We start from the raw sequence: 19,134 nt of genomic DNA, 5'->3' as shown, positions 1-19,134 counted from the left end.
TAAGGATGAAAAATGAATTCAACGATCTGGCTCGCGCTGGCCCTGGTTCTGGTGCTGGAAGGTCTCGGCCCGATGCTCTATCCGCGCGCGTGGCGTCGTATGATCGCGACCATGAGCCAGCTGCCGGATAATATTTTGCGTCGTTTCGGCGGTGGTCTTGTGGTTGCCGGTATCGTTATCTACTACATGTTGAGGAAAACGATTGGCTGATCAAAAACTAGCCGCAATTGGCGTATTTTAAGGTCAAAAAGTGCTGTATATCTGAAAAAGCGATGGTAGAATCCATTTTTAAGCAAACGGTGATTTTGAAAAAAATGGGTAACAACGTCGTCGTACTGGGCACCCAATGGGGTGACGAAGGTAAAGGGAAGATTGTCGATCTTCTGACTGAACGGGCTAAATATGTTGTACGCTACCAGGGCGGTCACAACGCAGGCCATACTCTCGTAATCAACGGTGAAAAAACCGTCCTCCATCTTATTCCATCAGGCATTCTTCGCGAAAACGTCACCAGCATCATCGGTAACGGCGTTGTGCTGTCTCCTGCTGCGCTGATGAAAGAGATGAAAGGTCTGGAAGACCGTGGTATCCCTGTTCGTGAGCGTCTGCTGCTCTCCGAAGCCTGCCCGCTGATCCTGGACTATCACGTGGCGCTGGACGTGGCGCGTGAAAAAGCGCGTGGCGCGAAAGCGATCGGCACCACCGGTCGTGGTATCGGCCCGGCTTACGAAGATAAAGTTGCACGTCGCGGTCTGCGCGTCGGTGACCTCTTCGACAAAGCGACCTTCGCTGAAAAACTGAAAGAAGTGATGGAATATCACAACTTCCAGCTGGTGAACTTCTACAAAGCTGACGCTGTTGACTACCAGAAAGTGCTGGATGACGTCATGGCGATTGCAGACATTCTGACCGGTATGGTTGTTGATGTATCCGATCTGCTGGACCAGGCGCGCAAGCGTGGCGATTTCGTCATGTTCGAAGGTGCGCAGGGTACGCTGCTGGACATCGACCACGGTACCTATCCGTACGTTACTTCTTCTAACACCACCGCGGGTGGCGTGGCGACCGGCTCTGGCCTGGGTCCACGTTATGTGGATTACGTTCTGGGCATCATCAAAGCGTACTCCACTCGCGTAGGTGCGGGTCCATTCCCGACCGAACTGTTTGATGAAACCGGCGAGTTCCTGTGCAAGCAGGGTAACGAGTTTGGCGCGACCACCGGTCGTCGTCGTCGTACCGGCTGGCTGGATGCGGTTGCCGTGCGTCGCGCAGTGCAGATCAACTCCCTGTCTGGCTTCTGCCTGACCAAGCTGGACGTACTGGACGGCCTGAAAGAAGTGAAAATCTGCGTAGGCTACCGTATGCCAGATGGCCGCGAAGTGACCACCACTCCGCTGGCTGCTGACGACTGGGAAGGCATTGAGCCAATCTACGAAACTATGCCGGGCTGGTCTGAGACCACTTTCGGTGTGAAAGAGCGTAGCGGCCTGCCGCAGGCGGCGCTGGATTACATCAAGCGCATTGAAGAACTGACCGAAGTGCCGATCGATATTATTTCTACCGGCCCGGATCGTACTGAAACGATGATCCTGCGCGACCCGTTCGACGCATAATCTTCGTGACTGCTGGCCTGCGGGGAGACCCGTAGGCCGGATAAGCGTAGCGCCAACCGGCGACCGCTCCTGGATCTCCGCTTTTTCGCCCCGTCTGTCAAATAAATTAGCCGCTAACTATCTGGCTGGTTTATCATCATTAATGAATATCTCTGCGGTTTAACCGCGTTTTCCCTTTTTCCTGAGGTTGATGTGCAGTTAACAAGTTTCACCGATTACGGCTTACGCGCGCTGATTTACATGGCGTCGTTACCCGAAGGGAAGATGACCAGTATCTCTGAAGTGACAGAGGTATACGGTGTATCCCGTAATCATATGGTCAAAATAATCAATCAACTTAGCCGTGCCGGATACGTTGCTGCCGTCCGCGGGAAGAATGGAGGGATCCGTCTTGGTAAACCGGCACAGAGTATTCGTATCGGGGATGTGGTACGCGAGCTGGAGCCCTTGTCTCTGGTGAACTGCAGCAGCGCGTTCTGCCACATTACGCCCGCTTGCCGCCTGAAACAGGCGCTTTCTAAGGCCGTGCAAAGTTTTCTCAAGGAACTGGATAACTACACGCTGGCCGATTTGGTTGAAGAGAATCAACCGCTTTATAAATTATTGCTGGTGGAATGAAGAAAATTTCCACCGGAGCTGACAACGGAGGAACCGACATGTCACAAGATCCTTTCCAGGAACGCGAAGCCGAAAAATACGCGAATCCTATCCCCAGCCGCGAGTTCATCATTGAACACTTAACAAAACGCGAAAAACCCGCCAATCGTGAAGAACTTGCCGTTGAATTAAATATTGAAGGTGAAGAGCAAATTGAAGCCCTTCGCCGCCGCCTGCGCGCGATGGAGCGTGACGGGCAACTGGTCTTTACCCGCCGCCAGTGCTACGCGCTGCCGGAACGCCTCGATCTGCTGAAAGGGACCGTCATTGGTCACCGCGATGGCTTTGGCTTCCTGCGCGTGGAAGGCCGTAAGGACGACCTTTACCTCTCATCCGAACAGATGAAAATGTGCATCCACGGCGACCAGATCCTGGCGCAGCCGCTGGGTGCAGACCGTAAAGGCCGCCGCGAAGCACGCGTGGTTCGCGTGCTGGTGCCAAAAACCAGCCAGATTGTGGGCCGCTACTTTACCGATGCGGGCGTAGGCTTCGTGGTGCCGGACGACAGCCGTCTGAGCTTCGATATTCTGATCCCACCTGAAGAGGTGATGGGCGCGCGTATGGGCTTTGTGGTGGTGGTTGAACTCACCCAGCGTCCGACCCGTCGCACCAAAGCGGTCGGTAAAATCGTCGAAGTGCTGGGCGATAACATGGGCACTGGCATGGCCGTCGATATGGCGCTGCGTACCCATGAAATTCCGTACGTCTGGCCGAAAGCGGTCGAAGAGCAGATCGAAAACCTGCGCGAAGAAGTACCGGAAGAGTCTAAAGCGGGCCGTGTGGATCTCCGCAGTCTGCCGCTGGTCACCATTGACGGTGAAGACGCTCGCGACTTCGATGACGCGGTCTACTGCGAGAAAAAACGCGGCGGCGGCTGGCGTCTGTGGGTGGCCATTGCTGACGTAAGCTACTACGTTCGTCCGCACACGCCGCTGGATAACGAAGCGCGCAGCCGTGGTACCTCGGTCTACTTCCCGTCGCAGGTGGTACCGATGCTGCCGGAAGTGCTCTCCAACGGCCTGTGCTCCCTGAACCCGCAGGTTGACCGTCTCTGTATGGTATGTGAGATGACCATCTCCACCAAAGGGCGCTTAACGGGCTACAAATTCTACGAAGCGGTAATGAGCTCGCACGCGCGTCTGACCTATACCAAGGTCTGGCATATGCTGCAGGGCGACCAGGACCTTCGCGAGCAGTACGCGCCGCTGGTTAAACACATTGAAGAGCTGCATAACCTCTACAAAACGCTGGAGCAGGCGCGCGAAGAGCGCGGCGGGATCTCCTTTGAGAGCGAAGAAGCGAAGTTTATCTTCAACGCCGAGCGCCGCATTGAGCGTATCGAACAGACCCAGCGTAACGATGCGCACAAGCTGATCGAAGAGTGTATGATTCTGGCGAATATCTCGGCGGCACGCTTCGTTGAGAAAGCCAAAGAGCCTGCGCTGTTCCGTATTCACGATAAGCCGACCACGGAAGCCATTACGTCGTTCCGCTCCGTGCTGGCTGAGCTCGGCCTGGAGCTGCCTGGCGGTAATAAGCCTGAGCCGCGCGATTACGCCGAACTGCTGGAATCCATCAGCGATCGTCCTGACGCGGAAATGCTGCAGACGATGCTGCTGCGCTCCATGAAGCAGGCGATTTACGATCCGGAAAACCGGGGGCACTTCGGCCTGGCGCTGCAGTCTTACGCGCACTTTACCTCGCCGATCCGTCGCTATCCGGATCTGTCACTGCACCGCGCGATCAAGTATCTGCTGGCGCATGAGCAGGGCCATAAAGGCAACACGACCGAAACCGGCGGCTATCACTACTCCATGGACGAAGTGCTGCAACTGGGTCAGCACTGTTCCATGACCGAGCGCCGTGCGGATGAAGCGACGCGCGACGTGGCGGACTGGCTGAAGTGTGACTTTATGCTGGATCAGGTGGGCAACGTCTTTAAGGGCGTGATTGCCAGCGTGACCGGCTTTGGTTTCTTCGTTCGTCTGGATGAGCTGTTTATCGACGGTCTGGTGCACGTCTCCAGCCTGGATAACGACTACTACCGCTTCGACCAGGTCGGCCAGCGTCTGATTGGCGAATCAGGCGGCCAGACCTACCGTCTCGGCGATCGCGTGGAAGTGAAGGTCGAAGCCGTGAATATGGATGACCGTAAAATCGACTTCAGCCTGATCTCCAGCGAGCGCGCGCCGCGTAACGTCGGTAAAACCGAGCGTGAAAGGGCGAAAAAAGGCGGAAACGGCAAAGCGAGCGGTAAACGTCGCCAGGCGGGCAAAAAGGTAAACTTCGAGCCGGACAGCGCATTCCGCGGCGAGAAGAAACAGAAGCCAAAGGCGGCGAAGAAAGAGGCTCGCTCAGCGAAAAAGCCTTCCGCGAAGACGCAGAAAATCGCTGCCGCGACAAAAGCAAAGCGCGCAGCCAAGAAAAAGCAGGCGGAGTAATTCTCCCCTCACCCTGACCCTCTCCCCAACCGGGAGAGGGGAAATACTTATTACGAGAACCATCAATGAGTGAAATGATTTACGGCATCCACGCGGTGCAGGCCCTTCTCGAGCGCGCACCGGAGCGTTTTCAGGAAGTGTTTATTCTGAAAGGGCGTGAAGACAAACGTCTGATGCCGCTGATCCACGCGCTGGAAGCGCAGGGCGTGGTGATCCAGCTGGCGAACCGCCAGTTCCTGGATGAGAAAAGCGAAGGCGCGGTGCACCAGGGGATCATTGCCCGCGTGAAGCCGGGCCGTCAGTATCAGGAAAACGACCTGCCGGATCTGATTGCCGCGCTGGAAAACCCGTTCTTCCTGATTCTGGATGGCGTAACCGATCCGCACAACCTCGGCGCGTGCCTGCGCAGCGCGGATGCGGCGGGCGTGCACGCGGTGATCGTACCGAAAGATCGCTCCGCGCAACTGAACGCGACGGCCAAGAAAGTGGCCTGCGGCGCGGCGGAAAACGTTCCGCTGATCCGCGTGACCAACCTGGCGCGCACCATGCGTCTGCTGCAGGAAGAGAATATCTGGATCGTCGGTACCGCGGGCGAAGCGGATCATACTCTGTATCAGAGCAAAATGACCGGCCGTCTTGCGCTGGTGATGGGGGCGGAAGGTGAAGGCATGCGTCGTCTGACGCGCGAGCACTGCGACGAGCTGATCAGTATCCCGATGGCGGGCAGCGTGTCGTCTCTGAACGTTTCCGTTGCAACGGGTATCTGCCTGTTTGAAGCGGTGCGCCAGCGCGGAGAATAAACAGCAAGGCCGTCCAAAGGACGGCCTTTAGTGTTTTCTCCCTCTCCCCGTGGGAGAGGGCCGGGGTGAGGGCACCAGACGGTGACAATCTCACTCCTCTAACGACCGTAAATGGTCATCCTTCCTGAGCGTCATCAGCGCGAAAATACTCACCACCGCCGTTGCCATCACGTAATAGGCCGGAATGTCCAGGTTGCCCGTCTGCTTAATCAGCCCGGTAATGATTAACCCCGCACAGCCCGAAAAAATCGCGTTCGATAACGAATAGGCCAGCCCCAGTCCCGTATAGCGCACGCGCGTCGGGAACATCTCAGACAGCATCGCCGGCCCCGGCCCCGCCAGCATGCCCACCAGACCGCCCGCAATCAGCACCACAATCGCTTTGACCGCCAGCGTACTGGATTCCGCCTGCAAAATTTTCAACAGCGGCAGGGCGAGGATCAGCAGGAGCACGGTGGCGATAATCATCACCGTTCGCCGCCCGATCCTGTCGCTCAGCATTCCCGACGGAATGATGGTGAGCGCAAACCCAATGTTAGAAATCACCGCTATCAGCAGCGCCTGATTAAACCCGGTGTGCAGCGCCGACTGCAGATAGGTCGGCATGATCACGAGGTAGGTATACCCCGCCGCGGACCAGACCATCACGCGGCCAATGCCCATCAGGATGGTTTTGAGCGTGGCGGAAGTACTGGCCTGAGCAATGACCGCTTTTTCCTTCTGCTGCACAAAGCTCGGCGTCTCTTCCATGCTCACCCGCAGCCACAGCGCGACCACGCCCATCGGCAGCGCCAGGAAGAAAGGAATGCGCCAGCCCCAGTCGTGCAGGGCTTCAGGCGTGAGGAGGACGGAGAGCAGCGCGACAATACCTGCGCCTGCTAGCAGCCCGAGCGCCACGGTAAAGGACTGCCACGCGCCGTACAGACCGCGCTTGCCGCGCGGGGCGAATTCCGTCATCAGTGAGACCGCACCGCCGTACTCGCCGCCCGCGAACAGGCCCTGCAGGATGCGCAGCAGCGTAACGATCAGCGGTGCAGCAATGCCGATGCTGGCGTAGACGGGCACGATGCCGATGGCCGTGGTGGCGAGCGTCATTAGCACCAGCACAATAATCAGCGTCGGTTTTCGGCCTATCCTGTCACCAATGCGGCCAAATACCACCGCCCCCAGCGGACGGAAGAAGAAGGCAATGGCAAACGAGGCCCAGGTGAGGATCAGACTGGTCAGTCCCGCCTCTCCCTCAAGCTGGAAGAAGTTCTTCGCAATCACGGTCGCCAGAAAACCGTAGACCGCAAACTCATACCATTCGATAAAGTTACCAATGGAGCCTGCAATTAATGCTCGCTTGTGCGCATCCTGTTGCATAACGATCCTCACAAAGACGGGTTAAGAATAAATTATTCAACATAAGAGAAGTAATGAAATAGTTTATTCTTATGTTCTGTGAGCTATTTCACGAATGATATCAGCGGGATCGCCATCGTGTGACCTCACTCCCATGCAGCGTTCATACGGTCTGTCCATACTTACCTTCATTGCCACTGAAGGAGGGAGACAGCATGCACTGGCAGACCCATACCGTTTTTAATCAACCAGCCCCACTCTCTAACAGCAACCTTTTCCTCTCTGACTGCGCCCTGCGCGACGCGGTTGCGCGCGAGGGTGCCGAGTGGGATATGGATCTTCTTGCCAGCATTGGACAACAGTTAGGCACGGCGGAGTCGCTGGAGCTGGGCAGGCTGGCGAACGTGAATCCGCCGGAGCTATTACGCTACGACCCCACGGGAGAGCGGCTGGATGACGTCCGCTTTCATCCGGCATGGCACCTGCTGATGCAGGGGCTCTGCGCTAACCGGGTACATAATCTGGCATGGGAGGAAGAGGCACGAAAAGGTTCTTTCGTCGCCAGGGCCGCGCGCTTCGTGCTCCATGCTCAGGTAGAAGCGGGGACGTTATGCCCGGTGACCATGACCTTCGCCGCCACGCCGCTGTTGCAGCAGTCGCTGCCCAAACCGTTTCATGAATGGTTAACGCCGCTGATGAGCGACCGTTACGATCCCCATCTCGCGCCGGGTGGGCAAAAGCGCGGCCTGCTGATCGGCATGGGAATGACGGAAAAGCAGGGCGGCTCGGACGTGCTCAGCAACACCACCAGAGCGGAAAAATGCAGCGACGGCAGCTACCGTCTGGTGGGCCACAAGTGGTTTTTCTCCGTGCCGCAGAGCGATGCGCATCTGGTGCTGGCGCAGGCGAAAGGCGGTTTGTCATGCTTCTTTGTCCCGCGTTTCTTACCCGACGGACAGCGCAACGCCGTACGGCTGGAACGTCTGAAAGACAAGCTCGGCAACCGCTCGAACGCTAGCAGCGAGGCGGAGTTCCTCGATGCCTCCGGTTGGCTGCTGGGTGAAGAGGGAGAAGGCGTGCGGCAAATCCTGAAGATGGGCGGGCTGACGCGCTTCGACTGTGCGCTGGGCAGCCACGGGCTAATGCGCCGGGCGCTTTCCGTGGCGCTGTACCACGCCCATCAGCGTCAGACTTTCGGCAAAAATCTTATCGATCAGCCGCTAATGCGTGAAGTGCTAAGCCGTATGGCGCTGGTGCTGGAGGGGCACACGGCGCTGCTGTTCCGTCTGGCCCGGGCGTGGGATAACCGCACCGACCCGCAGGAGGCCGCCTGGGCGCGGCTTTTTACCCCGGCCGCAAAATTCAGCGTGTGCAAAGCGGGCATTCCGTTCGTGGCGGAGGCGATGGAGGCACTCGGCGGCGTCGGGTACTGCGAGGAGAATGAACTTCCACGCCTGTATCGCGAGATGCCGGTGAATAGCATCTGGGAAGGATCGGGCAATATCATGTGCCTGGACGTGCTGCGGGTGCTGGCAAAGCAGTCAGGTATCCACGACCTGCTTGCCGACGAGTTTGCCCAGGTCAAAGGACAGGACAGACACTTTGACCGCAGCTGGCGGCAGCTTCAGCAAAAGCTGCGTAAACCGCAGGAGGCGCAGGGGAGGGAGATCGCTCAGCAGCTCTTTTTGCTGGGGGCCGGCAGCCAGATGCTGCGGCACGCATCGCCGCCCGTGGCGCAGGCGTGGTGCCGCATGATGCTGGATACCCGTGGCGGTACGCTCATGAATGTGCAGGTGCAAAGCGATCTGCTGCTGCGCGCCACGGGCAGGGTTGGCTAGCGTTTAAGCTGGAACAGGCTGACCAGCTGGGTAAGGTGTGACCCTTTCTCGCGCAGCGTGCGTGCGGTTTGCTCGCTGCGTGAGATGCGATCGGCATTGATATGCGACGCTTCGCCAATGTGGGTCATGGCAAGATTGACCTGGCCGATCCCCGCGGACTGCTCGCGTGACGCGTGGTTAATCTCCGTGACCAGTTGGCTGATGTTGTCGATATGAACGATGATGGAATCCATCGCCAGACGCGTCTGTTCAGACAGCGCGTGGCCTTCGCCCACTTTTCGCAGGGTATCGCCAATCAGATGTTCAATCTCCTTCACCGCGTTGGCGCTTCGACCTGCCAGGGCGCGAACTTCCTGCGCGACCACAGCAAAACCTTTTCCATGCTCGCCTGCGCGTGCCGCTTCTACCGCCGCATTCAGCGCCAGAATATTAGTCTGGAACGCGATGGACTCGATCACGCGGGTGATGTCTTCGATACGTTTTGACGCTTCGCGAATGTCGTCCATGGTGGCAACCGCATGGGTCACCGTTTCACCACCCTGATGAACCGCGCGCGAGGTTTCACCTACCAGCTGCTGCGTTTGCTCCATGTTGGCGGCATTTTGCTGCACGGTCGCGGCCAGTTGCTCCATGCTGGCGGAGGTCTCCTCAACGCTGCTGGCCTGCTTGTTGATCTGCTCGGAGATGTCTCCGGTATCGGAGGCCAGCGCATTGGTGCCCAGATGGATCTCGCCCGCGGCCTCGCGGACCTGCAGGACAATTTTTTGTAGCCCATCGCCGATACCGTTAATGGCTTCAATCAGCTGGCCAACCTCGTCCTGGCGGGTCACGGGCAGGCTGGAGCGTAGATCGCCCGCGGCATACTGGCGGGCAAGGTCAATCACGTTACGCAGCGGACGGGTCAGCATCCGGCGAATAAGTATCACAAACAGGCCCGCGAAGAGGACAGACAACGCTACGCCGGCCAGCAGGAAACGGTCGCGCATAGCGTTAACGCTTGAGAGCAGGACTGATTTATCCACTTCACCGACGATGGTCCAGTTCCAGCCGGGCAGCGGCGTATAGGCCATTTTCAGCGTGCGACCGTCGTCGCTTACGCGTTCCAGCGAGCCTGAGGAATCGCTCAACAGCTGCTGTTGGGTGGCGCTATCCCACTTCGGCAGTTTTCCCTCTTCGCTGGCGTGGAACAGATACTGACCGCGCGTTTTGCCGTTGCTGCGGTCCAGCACGAAGAAGTGCCCGCTCTCGCCCAGGCGGCGGTTGAGGATTTTCTCGCGCATGACATTCCAGGAGTGAGTGATATCCACCCCAACGAAGATGATCCCGATAACCTGACCTTCACTGTTCTTCACGGGCTGGTACTGGGTTATGTAGCGCTTGCCAAACAGGAGCGCCAGGCCGCGGTACACCTCGCCTTTCGTGACGGAGGCAAACGCCGGGCTGCTCGTGTCCAGAACCGTCCCCATAGCGCGATCGCCATTCTCTTTGCGCAGGGAGGTGGCAACGCGAATGAAGTCGTTACCACTGCGAACAAACAGCGTTGAGATCGCTCCCGTACGGCTCAGAAAATCATCAGAAAACGTTGTATTTTCATGGAGTTCAGCGTCGCCCCCTTTCAGCAGGGGAACGGCGAGCCCGTTTATGGTCCGGGTCTGCTGAGTATCGACGCTAAACGGCTGAGGCAGAAATGTCGTAAACAGTCTGGTGTAGCTTTCGACTTCTTCGCTCAGGCTGGTATTAAACATCTGCACCATGTCGACCATACCGGTGGACTGATTATGCAGATCTTCTACCGCGAGGGCTTCAAGCTGCTGGCTGGCTTTTTGGCTGAGCAGGAAAGTGAAAAGCAGAAACAGCGTGGCGACACTGACGCCCGTCAGCAGCGACAGCTTTGTTCCAAGGCCCGCACGGCGGAAAACATTGATCATAAATTGCTCATCATTGAAAAGGTATGGTTCTTCAACGGCAGAGCGGAGATTACGTTTACTGAATTAATGTAACAAAATGTTATATTATTGTTTTAGAGTGGTTTTAAATTAGATAAAAAATTTGCAAAAACGAAAAGCCACTAAAAATAAGTGGCTTTTATCAGGAAGGATTTATACGTAGAGAATGGCCTGTACCCGCCACTGGTCGATATGGTTATCTTCCTGCATCTGGATGATGCGATACCATGACGCGCCCTGTTCATCGGCCTTTAATGCCACGATACGTTCAACGTCTTGCGGGCTCCCCGGAATGTTATTGACGGAGATCTGGCCTATTTCATTCAGACCTGTTACGCAATCCGCACTGGCGAATTCTGCTGACTGCGCGGTGGTGCTCACCAGGCCTGCAGAGAGCAACAGAGAGGTCAAAGCAAGAGTTCGTTTCATCGTCAGCTCCATTTCACATATTTCCGGTATCCGCCGGGCAATCCTTCGCGAATAAACTCCCATTCCTTGTCGCTGGCATGGAGTTTATTGTGGACAGGAAAATGTCTATGGACGCAAAGCAGTGTAAATGTCGTTCAAAGGTAAACCATTATTTCCGGTACAAAATGGCTTGTGAATACCACTGTCCCGTTATGATGGTTTCGTCGATCATAATAATGACGTAATAATCTGCTTTGGCAGCGACGGCTTGTGCCTTTATTGCGTCTTCTGCATCATCCGGCGAACCGCGAACGAGCGCGGAGACGGTGCCCATTCGCTGTAATCCTTCCGTCTGATTACGACGAATCTCCTGCGGATGATCGGCAACCGGGGGAGCGGGTTGCGGTGTACCCTGCAGTGCGCTACAGCCGCTGAGCAGAAACACCAGCAATAAAGCAGCAAACCTGTGCATAACCATATCTCGTTTCCTGTTAGCCATAGTGTAGTTGTCTGCGAATTTAGTTTTGGGGGAATGTTCCCGAAGTGTTATCTGGAACGTAATTTTCGAATGAAAATAGCGTCAAACCGTAATCCAGTTCTCAACATTATGAATCATTCATTCGTACAGGGTCGACAATGATTGAAATTGAAATACGCCATCTCGGCGACCATGAAATTTTACACGCTGTGCCGGCAGGGAAACGTGATAAATCGCTGCCTGTTGTGGTTTTTTATCATGGGTTTACCTCATCGAAACTGGTTTACAGTTATTTTGCAGTGGCGCTGGCTCAGGCGGGTTTTCGCGTGGTAATGCCGGATGCGCCTGACCACGGCGCGCGCTTTACGGGCAATGAGCGGGCGCGACTGGGGCAGTTCTGGCACATTCTGCACGGCAGCCTGACCGAGTTTGCCGGGTTGCGCGATGCGCTCTATGAGGCAGGGCTGGTGGCCGATAATCGGCTGGCGGTGGCCGGGGCGTCGATGGGCGGCATGACGGCGCTGGGGATTATGACGCATCATCCTGACGTGCGGTCTGTCGCCTGTCTGATGGGCTCGGGCTATTTTACCTCGCTGGCGAAGACGCTTTTCCCCCCTCAGGATTTAACGGAAATTACGCCGATGCTGGCAGAGTGGGAAGTGACCCGGGCATTGCCGCGTCTGGCCGATCGCCCGCTGCTGCTATGGCATGGTGATGCGGACGATGTTGTCCCGCCCGATGGAACCTTCCGCCTGCAGCAGGCGTTAAAGAATGAAGGACTGGACGCTAATCTGACCTGTTTGTGGGAGTCAGGCGTCCGCCACCGCATCACGCCAGCGGCGCTGGACGCCACGGTGGCGTTTTTCCGCAAGCATCTTTAAACGCGCAGGACTTTCACCCCTTGATCTTCCAGCTTCTGGAGGATCTCGGGGTTCGCCCCTTTGCCGGTGATCACCATGTCGATCTGTTCTGCGCGGCTGAACAGCATGCCTGCGCGTTCACCGACTTTGCTGCTGTCGACCAGCACAACGAGCTTGCCCACCACGTTGAGCATGTTTTGTTCCGCCATCGCGGTCAGCATATCGGTTTTATACAGGCCGTCAGCGGTCAGGCCTTTGCCGCTGGTAAACATCCAGTGCCCGGCGTAGAGACTGTTTTCGCTGTCTTGCGGGCTGAGCGTGATGGACTGGCTTTTGTTGTACTGGCCGCCCATGATCACCACGCTTTCATGTTCCTGATCGATCAGGTAGTTAGCCAGCGGCAAATAGTTGGTAATGATTTGCACCGGCTTGCCGCACATTTCACGGCCCAGCAAAAACGCCGTGGAGCCGCAGTTGATGACGACGCTCTCACCGGGGTTCACCAGCTGCGACGCCGCTCTGGCAATCCGTACTTTTTCATCGTGATTCTGCGCCTGATGAATATTCATCGGCGACCAGCGTGGACGCTGCTGGCTGATGGCTTCTGCGCCGTTGCGGACTTTTTTCAACTTGCCGCTCTCATCCAGCTTGTTGATGTCTCGCCGCGCGGTGGCGGGGGAGATCCCTAAACGTTCGATCACTTTCTCGACGGTGATAAACCCTGTTTGCGCCAGGAGTTCCAGTAAAATTTGATGCCGTTGCGCTTCCGTCATGAGCTATTCCGATAAGAATTGATTTGAAAAGATGATATTTGAAATAGCGTGAAATTACTAAAATAAATATGAAATCGCCAGACACAGGGTCTGGCGATGTGGCCTCACAATCAGAGGAAGGATTTGAACGGGAGATCCGGCTCAATGGTGAAGCAATCATCGAAGCCGCGCGGGTAGTGATACTCGAGATTGTCTTTGTCCAGCGGCCAGGTGAACTTACCGCCTACCTGCCAGATAAAGGGCTTGAAGCCGTACTTCAGGCGGTCTTTTTTCATCTCCCACAGCACGCGGATCTCTTGCGGGTCGGCCTGGAAGTTTGACCAGATATCGTGGTGGAACGGGATCACTACTTTGGTGTTGAGCGCTTCCGCCATGCGCAGCATATCGGCGCTGGTCATTTTGTCCGTAATACCGCGCGGGTTTTCCCCGTACGAGCCCAGCGCCACGTCAATCTGATGTTCGTTGCCGTGCTTCGCGTAATAGTTAGAGTAGTGGGAATCACCGCTGTGATACAGGGAGCCGCCCGGCGTCTTGAACAGGTAATTCACCGCACGCTCGTCCATGCCGTCTGGCAGTACCCCAGCAGCCTTCTGGTCGGCCGGCAGGGTAATCAGCGCGGTACGGTCAAAGGCATCCAACGCGTGGATTTCAATGTCTTTAATTTTCACCACGTCGCCAGGCTTCATCACGATGCAGCGCTCTTTCGGCACGCCCCAGCCAATCCAGAGATCTACGCAGGTTTGCGGCCCGATAAACGGTACGTCGTCCGCGCAGTTTTGCATCACCGCTGCCGCCACGTTCACGTCGATATGGTCGTTGTGATCGTGAGTAGAAAGCACGGCATCGATCTGGCGAATGGCAAAAGGATCAAGCACAAACGGCGTGGTGCGCAGGTTCGGCTGGAGCTTTTCCACGCCGGCCATACGCTGCATCTGGTGGCCTTTTTTCATCAGCGGGTTGCCGTGGCTCTGTTTGCCGGTGCCGCACCAGAAATCGACGCAGATATTGGCGCCGCCTTCAGATTTCAGCCAGATACCGGTGCAGCCCAGCCACCACATTGCAAACGTGCCAGGAGCAACCTGTTCCTGCTCGATCTCTTCGTTCAGCCAGCTACCCCACTCCGGAAAGGTGCTCAGAATCCATGATTCACGGGTAATGGTTTTCACTTTACTCATCGTTTTGACTCCTGGTTTAATCAAAAGTAATCACATAGTGATTCGCTATGATTAATGCTGGCACTATTTGACGTGCTTTGCAATGGTGAAAATGCGGAATTTTATCTGCGCAACTTCACGGACTCTCCACTCTTTACTTGTTAGATTATCCTGCATTAAACATTAATTTGATGAATTATAAGGATTAATTTATTTTTGTGGTGCGGTAGTGAAAATCATTACTAACAGCATGGAAATAAATTGCGTGATGCGTCACAAATAATCAAATGCAATCTTGTGATGATTATTTGTGATTAATAGAGTGATGGCACCAACCGCACAGGGATTGCCCCTTGTGTTCTCATTTCTGGAGAGAGTTATGGAGATCCTCTACAACGTCTTTACCGTTTTCTTTAATCAGGTAATGACCAACGCCCCGCTGTTGCTGGGTATCGTGACGTGCCTGGGGTACATCCTGCTGCGCAAAAGCGTCAGCGTGATTATTAAAGGCACCATCAAAACCATTATCGGTTTCATGCTGTTGCAGGCGGGGTCAGGCATTCTGACCAGCACGTTTAAGCCGGTCGTCGCCAAAATGTCGGAAGTGTATGGCATCAACGGCGCTATCTCTGATACCTACGCCTCAATGATGGCGACCATCGATCGCATGGGTGATGCTTATAGCTGGGTGGGGTATGCGGTGCTGCTCGCGCTGGCGCTGAACATCATATACGTGCTCCTGCGCCGCATTACCGGCATTCGCACCATCATGCTCACCGGGCACATCATGTTCCAGCAGGCGGGGCTGATCGCGGTTTCTCTCTATATCTTCGGTTACCCAATGTGGACCACGATTATCTGCACCGCGGTGCTGGTCTCGCTCTACTGGGGTATCACCTCCAACATGATGTACAAGCCAACGCAGATCGTGACCGACGGCTGTGGTTTCTCCATCGGTCACCAGCAGCAGTTTGCCGCCTGGATTGCCTATAAAGTTGCGCCGTACCTGGGCAAAAAAGAGGAGAGTGTCGAAGACCTCAAACTGCCTGGCTGGTTGAATATCTTCCACGACAACATCGTCTCCACCGCGATTGTGATGACCCTCTTTTTCGGCGCCATTCTGCTCTCTTTCGGCATTGACGTCGTGCAGGCGATGGCGGGTAAAACCCACTGGACGGTCTATATCCTGCAGACCGGTTTCTCCTTCGCGGTAGCGATTTTCATCATCACTCAGGGCGTGCGTATGTTCGTCGCCGAGCTGTCGGAAGCCTTTAACGGCATCTCTCAGCGCCTGATCCCTGGTGCGGTACTGGCGATTGACTGTGCGGCTATCTATAGCTTTGCGCCAAACGCCGTCGTCTGGGGCTTTATGTGGGGCACCATCGGCCAGTTGATTGCGGTGGGCATCCTGGTGGGCTGCGGCTCCTCAATCCTGATCATTCCTGGCTTTATCCCGATGTTCTTCTCCAACGCCACCATTGGCGTGTTTGCGAACCACTTCGGCGGCTGGCGCGCGGCGCTCAAGATCTGCCTGGTGATGGGCATGGTGGAAATCTTCGGTTGCGTGTGGGCGGTCAAGCTCACCGGTATGAGCGCCTGGATGGGCATGGCGGACTGGTCAATTCTGGCACCGCCGATGATGCAGGGCTTTGCCTCCGTCGGTCTGGCCTTTATGGCCGTCATCATCCTGATTGCTCTGGCTTATATGTTCTTCGCTGGCCGTTCGCTGCGAGCTGAAGAAGATGCGGAAAAACAAACAGCAGAAGTGTCTGCTCATTAAGGAGTTTCGATTATGACCGTACGTATCCTGGCTGTGTGTGGCAATGGGCAAGGTAGCTCCATGATCATGAAGATGAAAGTGGACCAGTTTTTGACCCAGTCAAACATCGACCACACGGTGAACAGCTGCGCAGTGGGTGAATACAAAAGTGAACTGAACGGCGCGGACATCATCATCGCTTCAACTCATATTGCCGGTGAGATTAGCGTGTCGGGCAACAAATATGTGGTAGGCGTGCGCAACATGCTGTCGCCTGCGGATTTCGGGCCAAAACTGCTGGAAGTGATCAAAGAACACTTCCCACAAGACGTGAAGTAAGGACGCCACATGAAACTACGTGATTCGCTGGCAGAGAATAACGCCATCCTTTTACAGGCCGACGCCAGCACCTGGCAGGAAGCGGTGAAGCTGAGTGTGGATCTGCTGGTTAAGGCGGACGTTGTCGAGCCGCGCTATTACCAGGCCATTCTGGATGGCGTGGCGCAGCACGGCCCCTATTTCGTGATTGCGCCGGGCCTGGCCATGCCGCACGGCCGCCCGGAAGAGGGCGTCAAGAAAACCGGTTTTGCACTGGTGACGCTGAAAACGCCGCTGGTGTTCAACCACGAAGATAACGACCCGGTCGACATTCTCATCACCATGGCGGCCGTTGATGCCAACACCCACCAGGAGGTGGGCATCATGCAGATCGTCAACCTGTTTGATGACGAAGCCAATTTTGACCGTTTACGCGCCTGCCGCACCGCGCAGGAAGTGCTGGATTTAATTGATAACGCCACTGCGGCGGCCGTTTAAGAGGAATTGAACATGTCATTACCAATGTTGCAAGTTGCGCTGGATAACCAGACGCTGTCTCACGCTTACGAAACCACCCGCCTGATTGCGGAAGAGGTGGATATCATCGAAGTGGGGACCATTCTGTGCGTGGGCGAAGGCGTGCGCGCCGTTCGTGACCTGAAAGCGCTCTATCCGCACAAAATCGTGCTGGCGGATGCCAAGATTGCTGACGCAGGCAAAATCCTTTCCCGCATGTGCTTTGAAGCCAACGCCGACTGGGTCACCGTGATCTGCTGTGCGGATATCAACACCGCCAAAGGCGCGCTGGACGTGGCAAAAGAGTTTAACGGCGACGTGCAGATTGAACTGACCGGCTTCTGGACCTGGGAGCAGGCGCAGGAGTGGCGCGATGCGGGCATCCAGCAGGTGGTTTATCACCGCAGCCGCGATGCGCAAGCCGCAGGCGTGGCGTGGGGTGAAGCGGATATCAGCGCGATTAAGCGTCTGGCGGATATGGGCTTCAAAGTCACCGTCACCGGTGGCCTGGCGCTGGAAGATCTGCCGCTGTTCCAGGGCATCCCTATTCACGTCTTTATCGCTGGCCGCAGCATTCGCGACGCGGCATCTCCGGTGGAAGCGGCGCGTCAGTTCAAACGCTCAATCGCTCAGCTTTGGGGTTAAGGAGCGGGTATGTTGTCAAAACAGGTCCCGCTTGGCATCTATGAAAAGGCACTCCCTGCAGGGGAGTGCTGGCTGGAGCGGTTACGGCTGGCAAAACAGCTGGGTTTCGATTTTGTCGAAATGTCCGTGGATGAGACGGATGTGCGCCTTTCTCGCCTGGACTGGAGTCGCGAGCAGCGCCTGGCGCTGGTGGGCGCCATTGCCGAAACCGGCGTGCGCGTGCCGTCCATGTGTCTGAGCGCCCACCGCCGTTTTCCGCTCGGCAGTGAAGACGATGCCGTGCGCGCTGAAGGGCTGGAGATCATGCGCAAAGCCATTCGTTTTGCGCAGGATGTCGGCATCCGCGTGATCCAGCTGGCGGGTTACGACGTCTACTATCAGGAAGCCAACGACGAAACGCGCCGTCGTTTCCGTGACGGCCTGAAAGAGAGCGTTGAGATGGCAAGCCGCGCGCAGGTCACGCTGGCGATGGAGATCATGGACTACCCGTTGATGAACTCCATCAGCAAGGCGCTGGGCTATGCGCACTATCTGAATAACCCCTGGTTCCAGCTTTATCCGGATATCGGCAATCTGTCGGCCTGGGATAACGACGTGCAGATGGAGCTGCGGGCGGGCATCGGGCATATCGTGGCGGTGCACGTCAAAGATACCCGCCCTGGCGTGTTTAAAAACGTACCGTTCGGCACCGGGGTGGTGGATTTCGAACGGTGCTTCGAGACGCTCAAACAGACAGGGTATTGCGGGCCTTATCTGATTGAGATGTGGAGCGAAACGTCAGACGATCCGGCTGCGGAAGTGGCAAAAGCGCGGGACTGGGTGCGCGAGCGTATGGCGCGCGCGGGGTTACTGGAGGCTGAACATGCTTAAGCTGAAACAGCAGGTCTTTGAGGCCAATATGGATCTGCCGCGCTATGGCCTGGTAACGTTCACCTGGGGCAACGTGAGCGCCATCGACCGAGAACAAGGTCTGGTTGTGATCAAGCCGAGCGGCGTGGCGTATGAAACCATGAAAGCGGACGATATGGTTGTGGTCGACCTCGAAGGAAACGTCGTTGAGGGCAAATGGCGTCCTTCTTCTGATACGGCGACCCATCTGGCGCTGTACCAGCGTTATCCATCGCTGGGTGGCGTTGTGCATACCCACTCCACGCACGCCACCGCCTGGGCACAGGCGGGGTTGGCGATTCCGGCGCTGGGAACAACGCATGCGGACTACTTCTTTGGCGACATCCCCTGCACGCGCGCATTAACGCAGGCTGAAGTGGAAGGCGAATACGAGCTCAACACCGGGAAGGTCATCATCGAAACGCTGGGTGAAACTGAACCGCTGCATACGCCGGGGATTGTGGTGTATCAGCACGGTCCGTTCTCCTGGGGTAAAGATGCCCACGACGCCGTTCATAATGCGGTTGTCATGGAGGAAGTGGCGCGCATGGCGTGGATTGCCCGCGGCATCAACCCACAGCTTCAGGGCATTGACGATTACCTGATGAACAAGCATTTCATGCGCAAGCACGGCCCGAATGCCTACTACGGGCAGAAGTGAATAAGTGCTCTGGAATACCGAAAAACAGTTGTAAC

19 protein-coding genes are annotated in these 19,134 nt (G+C 56.3%); 13 read left to right on the top strand and 6 right to left on the bottom strand.

Annotated features, from left to right (window positions below):
• The first annotated feature begins 12 nt into the window (after positions 1-12).
• The 5 genes from IM313_RS14320 (at position 13) to rlmB (ending at position 5,511) form a co-directional block, all read left to right on the top strand.
• On the top strand, positions 13-210 hold the full coding sequence (locus tag IM313_RS14320) for a DUF2065 domain-containing protein (RefSeq protein ID WP_003855996.1): 198 nt from the start codon (positions 13-15) through the stop codon (positions 208-210).
• Between the two features lie 104 nt (positions 211-314).
• Complete coding sequence (locus IM313_RS14315) at positions 315-1,613, top strand: adenylosuccinate synthase (protein ID WP_006178975.1); 1,299 nt, start codon at positions 315-317, stop codon at positions 1,611-1,613.
• Between the two features lie 192 nt (positions 1,614-1,805).
• Positions 1,806-2,231 (top strand): nitric oxide-sensing transcriptional repressor NsrR, encoded by a 426-nt coding sequence (gene nsrR / locus IM313_RS14310; RefSeq protein ID WP_028015256.1) that lies wholly within the window; start codon positions 1,806-1,808, stop codon positions 2,229-2,231.
• A 38-nt stretch (positions 2,232-2,269) separates the two neighbouring features.
• A complete protein-coding gene (gene rnr / locus IM313_RS14305; protein ID WP_028015257.1) occupies positions 2,270-4,711 on the top strand; it encodes a ribonuclease R in 2,442 nt (813 codons plus the stop codon).
• Between the two features lie 65 nt (positions 4,712-4,776).
• Complete coding sequence (gene rlmB / locus IM313_RS14300; protein WP_041911487.1) at positions 4,777-5,511, top strand: 23S rRNA (guanosine(2251)-2'-O)-methyltransferase RlmB; 735 nt, start codon at positions 4,777-4,779, stop codon at positions 5,509-5,511.
• 90 nt (positions 5,512-5,601) lie between these two features.
• Here rlmB and IM313_RS14295 read toward each other — a convergent pair whose 3' ends face one another.
• Positions 5,602-6,876: an MFS transporter gene (locus IM313_RS14295; protein WP_063154919.1), complete on the bottom strand. Its 1,275-nt coding sequence runs from the start codon at positions 6,874-6,876 to the stop codon at positions 5,602-5,604.
• A gap of 194 nt (positions 6,877-7,070) precedes the next feature.
• Between IM313_RS14295 and IM313_RS14290 the strand changes: the two genes are divergently transcribed.
• A complete protein-coding gene (locus IM313_RS14290; RefSeq protein ID WP_047366978.1) occupies positions 7,071-8,693 on the top strand; it encodes an isovaleryl-CoA dehydrogenase in 1,623 nt (540 codons plus the stop codon).
• Here the strand turns inward: IM313_RS14290 and IM313_RS14285 are convergent.
• The 3 genes from IM313_RS14285 to bsmA form a co-directional block, all read right to left on the bottom strand.
• Positions 8,690-10,621: a methyl-accepting chemotaxis protein gene (locus IM313_RS14285; RefSeq protein WP_126300231.1), complete on the bottom strand. Its 1,932-nt coding sequence runs from the start codon at positions 10,619-10,621 to the stop codon at positions 8,690-8,692. The two genes, IM313_RS14290 and IM313_RS14285, sit on opposite strands and share 4 nt — an antisense overlap.
• Before the next feature lie 171 nt (positions 10,622-10,792).
• Positions 10,793-11,080, bottom strand: a complete 288-nt coding sequence (yjfN, locus tag IM313_RS14280; RefSeq protein ID WP_032644956.1) for a DUF1471 family protease activator YjfN — start codon at positions 11,078-11,080, stop codon at positions 10,793-10,795.
• Between the two features lie 136 nt (positions 11,081-11,216).
• Positions 11,217-11,546 (bottom strand): biofilm peroxide resistance protein BsmA, encoded by a 330-nt coding sequence (gene bsmA / locus IM313_RS14275; protein WP_028015263.1) that lies wholly within the window; start codon positions 11,544-11,546, stop codon positions 11,217-11,219.
• Positions 11,547-11,683: 137 nt separating this feature from the next.
• Between bsmA and yjfP the strand changes: the two genes are divergently transcribed.
• Positions 11,684-12,406, top strand: a complete 723-nt coding sequence (gene yjfP / locus IM313_RS14270) for an esterase (protein ID WP_041911482.1) — start codon at positions 11,684-11,686, stop codon at positions 12,404-12,406.
• Here yjfP and ulaR read toward each other — a convergent pair.
• Both ulaR and ulaG read right to left on the bottom strand, forming a co-directional pair.
• Positions 12,403-13,158, bottom strand: a complete 756-nt coding sequence (ulaR, locus tag IM313_RS14265) for an HTH-type transcriptional regulator UlaR (RefSeq protein WP_024907324.1) — start codon at positions 13,156-13,158, stop codon at positions 12,403-12,405. The two genes, yjfP and ulaR, sit on opposite strands and share 4 nt — an antisense overlap.
• A gap of 110 nt (positions 13,159-13,268) precedes the next feature.
• A complete protein-coding gene (gene ulaG, locus IM313_RS14260; protein ID WP_006810379.1) occupies positions 13,269-14,333 on the bottom strand; it encodes an L-ascorbate 6-phosphate lactonase in 1,065 nt (354 codons plus the stop codon).
• Between the two features lie 358 nt (positions 14,334-14,691).
• Between ulaG and ulaA the strand changes: the two genes are divergently transcribed.
• Genes ulaA through IM313_RS14230 form a run of 6 tightly spaced genes read left to right on the top strand, consistent with a single transcriptional unit; the run spans position 14,692 to position 19,099 of the window.
• Positions 14,692-16,092: a PTS ascorbate transporter subunit IIC gene (ulaA, locus tag IM313_RS14255; protein ID WP_028015265.1), complete on the top strand. Its 1,401-nt coding sequence runs from the start codon at positions 14,692-14,694 to the stop codon at positions 16,090-16,092.
• Between the two features lie 12 nt (positions 16,093-16,104).
• Positions 16,105-16,410, top strand: a complete 306-nt coding sequence (gene ulaB / locus IM313_RS14250) for a PTS ascorbate transporter subunit IIB (protein ID WP_003856022.1) — start codon at positions 16,105-16,107, stop codon at positions 16,408-16,410.
• A 9-nt stretch (positions 16,411-16,419) separates the two neighbouring features.
• Positions 16,420-16,887 carry a PTS ascorbate transporter subunit IIA gene (gene ulaC / locus IM313_RS14245; RefSeq protein ID WP_045259633.1) on the top strand — a complete coding sequence of 156 codons (468 nt, stop codon included), beginning with the start codon at positions 16,420-16,422 and terminating at the stop codon, positions 16,885-16,887.
• A 12-nt stretch (positions 16,888-16,899) separates the two neighbouring features.
• On the top strand, positions 16,900-17,550 hold the full coding sequence (ulaD, locus tag IM313_RS14240) for a 3-keto-L-gulonate-6-phosphate decarboxylase UlaD (protein ID WP_023334265.1): 651 nt from the start codon (positions 16,900-16,902) through the stop codon (positions 17,548-17,550).
• 9 nt (positions 17,551-17,559) lie between these two features.
• Positions 17,560-18,420 carry an L-ribulose-5-phosphate 3-epimerase gene (locus tag IM313_RS14235; protein WP_192972012.1) on the top strand — a complete coding sequence of 287 codons (861 nt, stop codon included), beginning with the start codon at positions 17,560-17,562 and terminating at the stop codon, positions 18,418-18,420.
• Complete coding sequence (locus tag IM313_RS14230; protein ID WP_192972013.1) at positions 18,413-19,099, top strand: L-ribulose-5-phosphate 4-epimerase; 687 nt, start codon at positions 18,413-18,415, stop codon at positions 19,097-19,099. The genes IM313_RS14235 and IM313_RS14230 overlap by 8 nt, the downstream gene beginning before the upstream one ends.
• Positions 19,100-19,134: the final 35 nt, after the last annotated feature.

Source organism: Enterobacter cloacae complex sp. P2B (assembly GCF_014895985.1).
Lineage (GTDB): Bacteria > Pseudomonadota > Gammaproteobacteria > Enterobacterales > Enterobacteriaceae > Enterobacter > Enterobacter bugandensis.
Note: the sequence above shows the minus strand (reverse complement) of the source record. Positions and strands in the feature narration are given on the sequence as shown.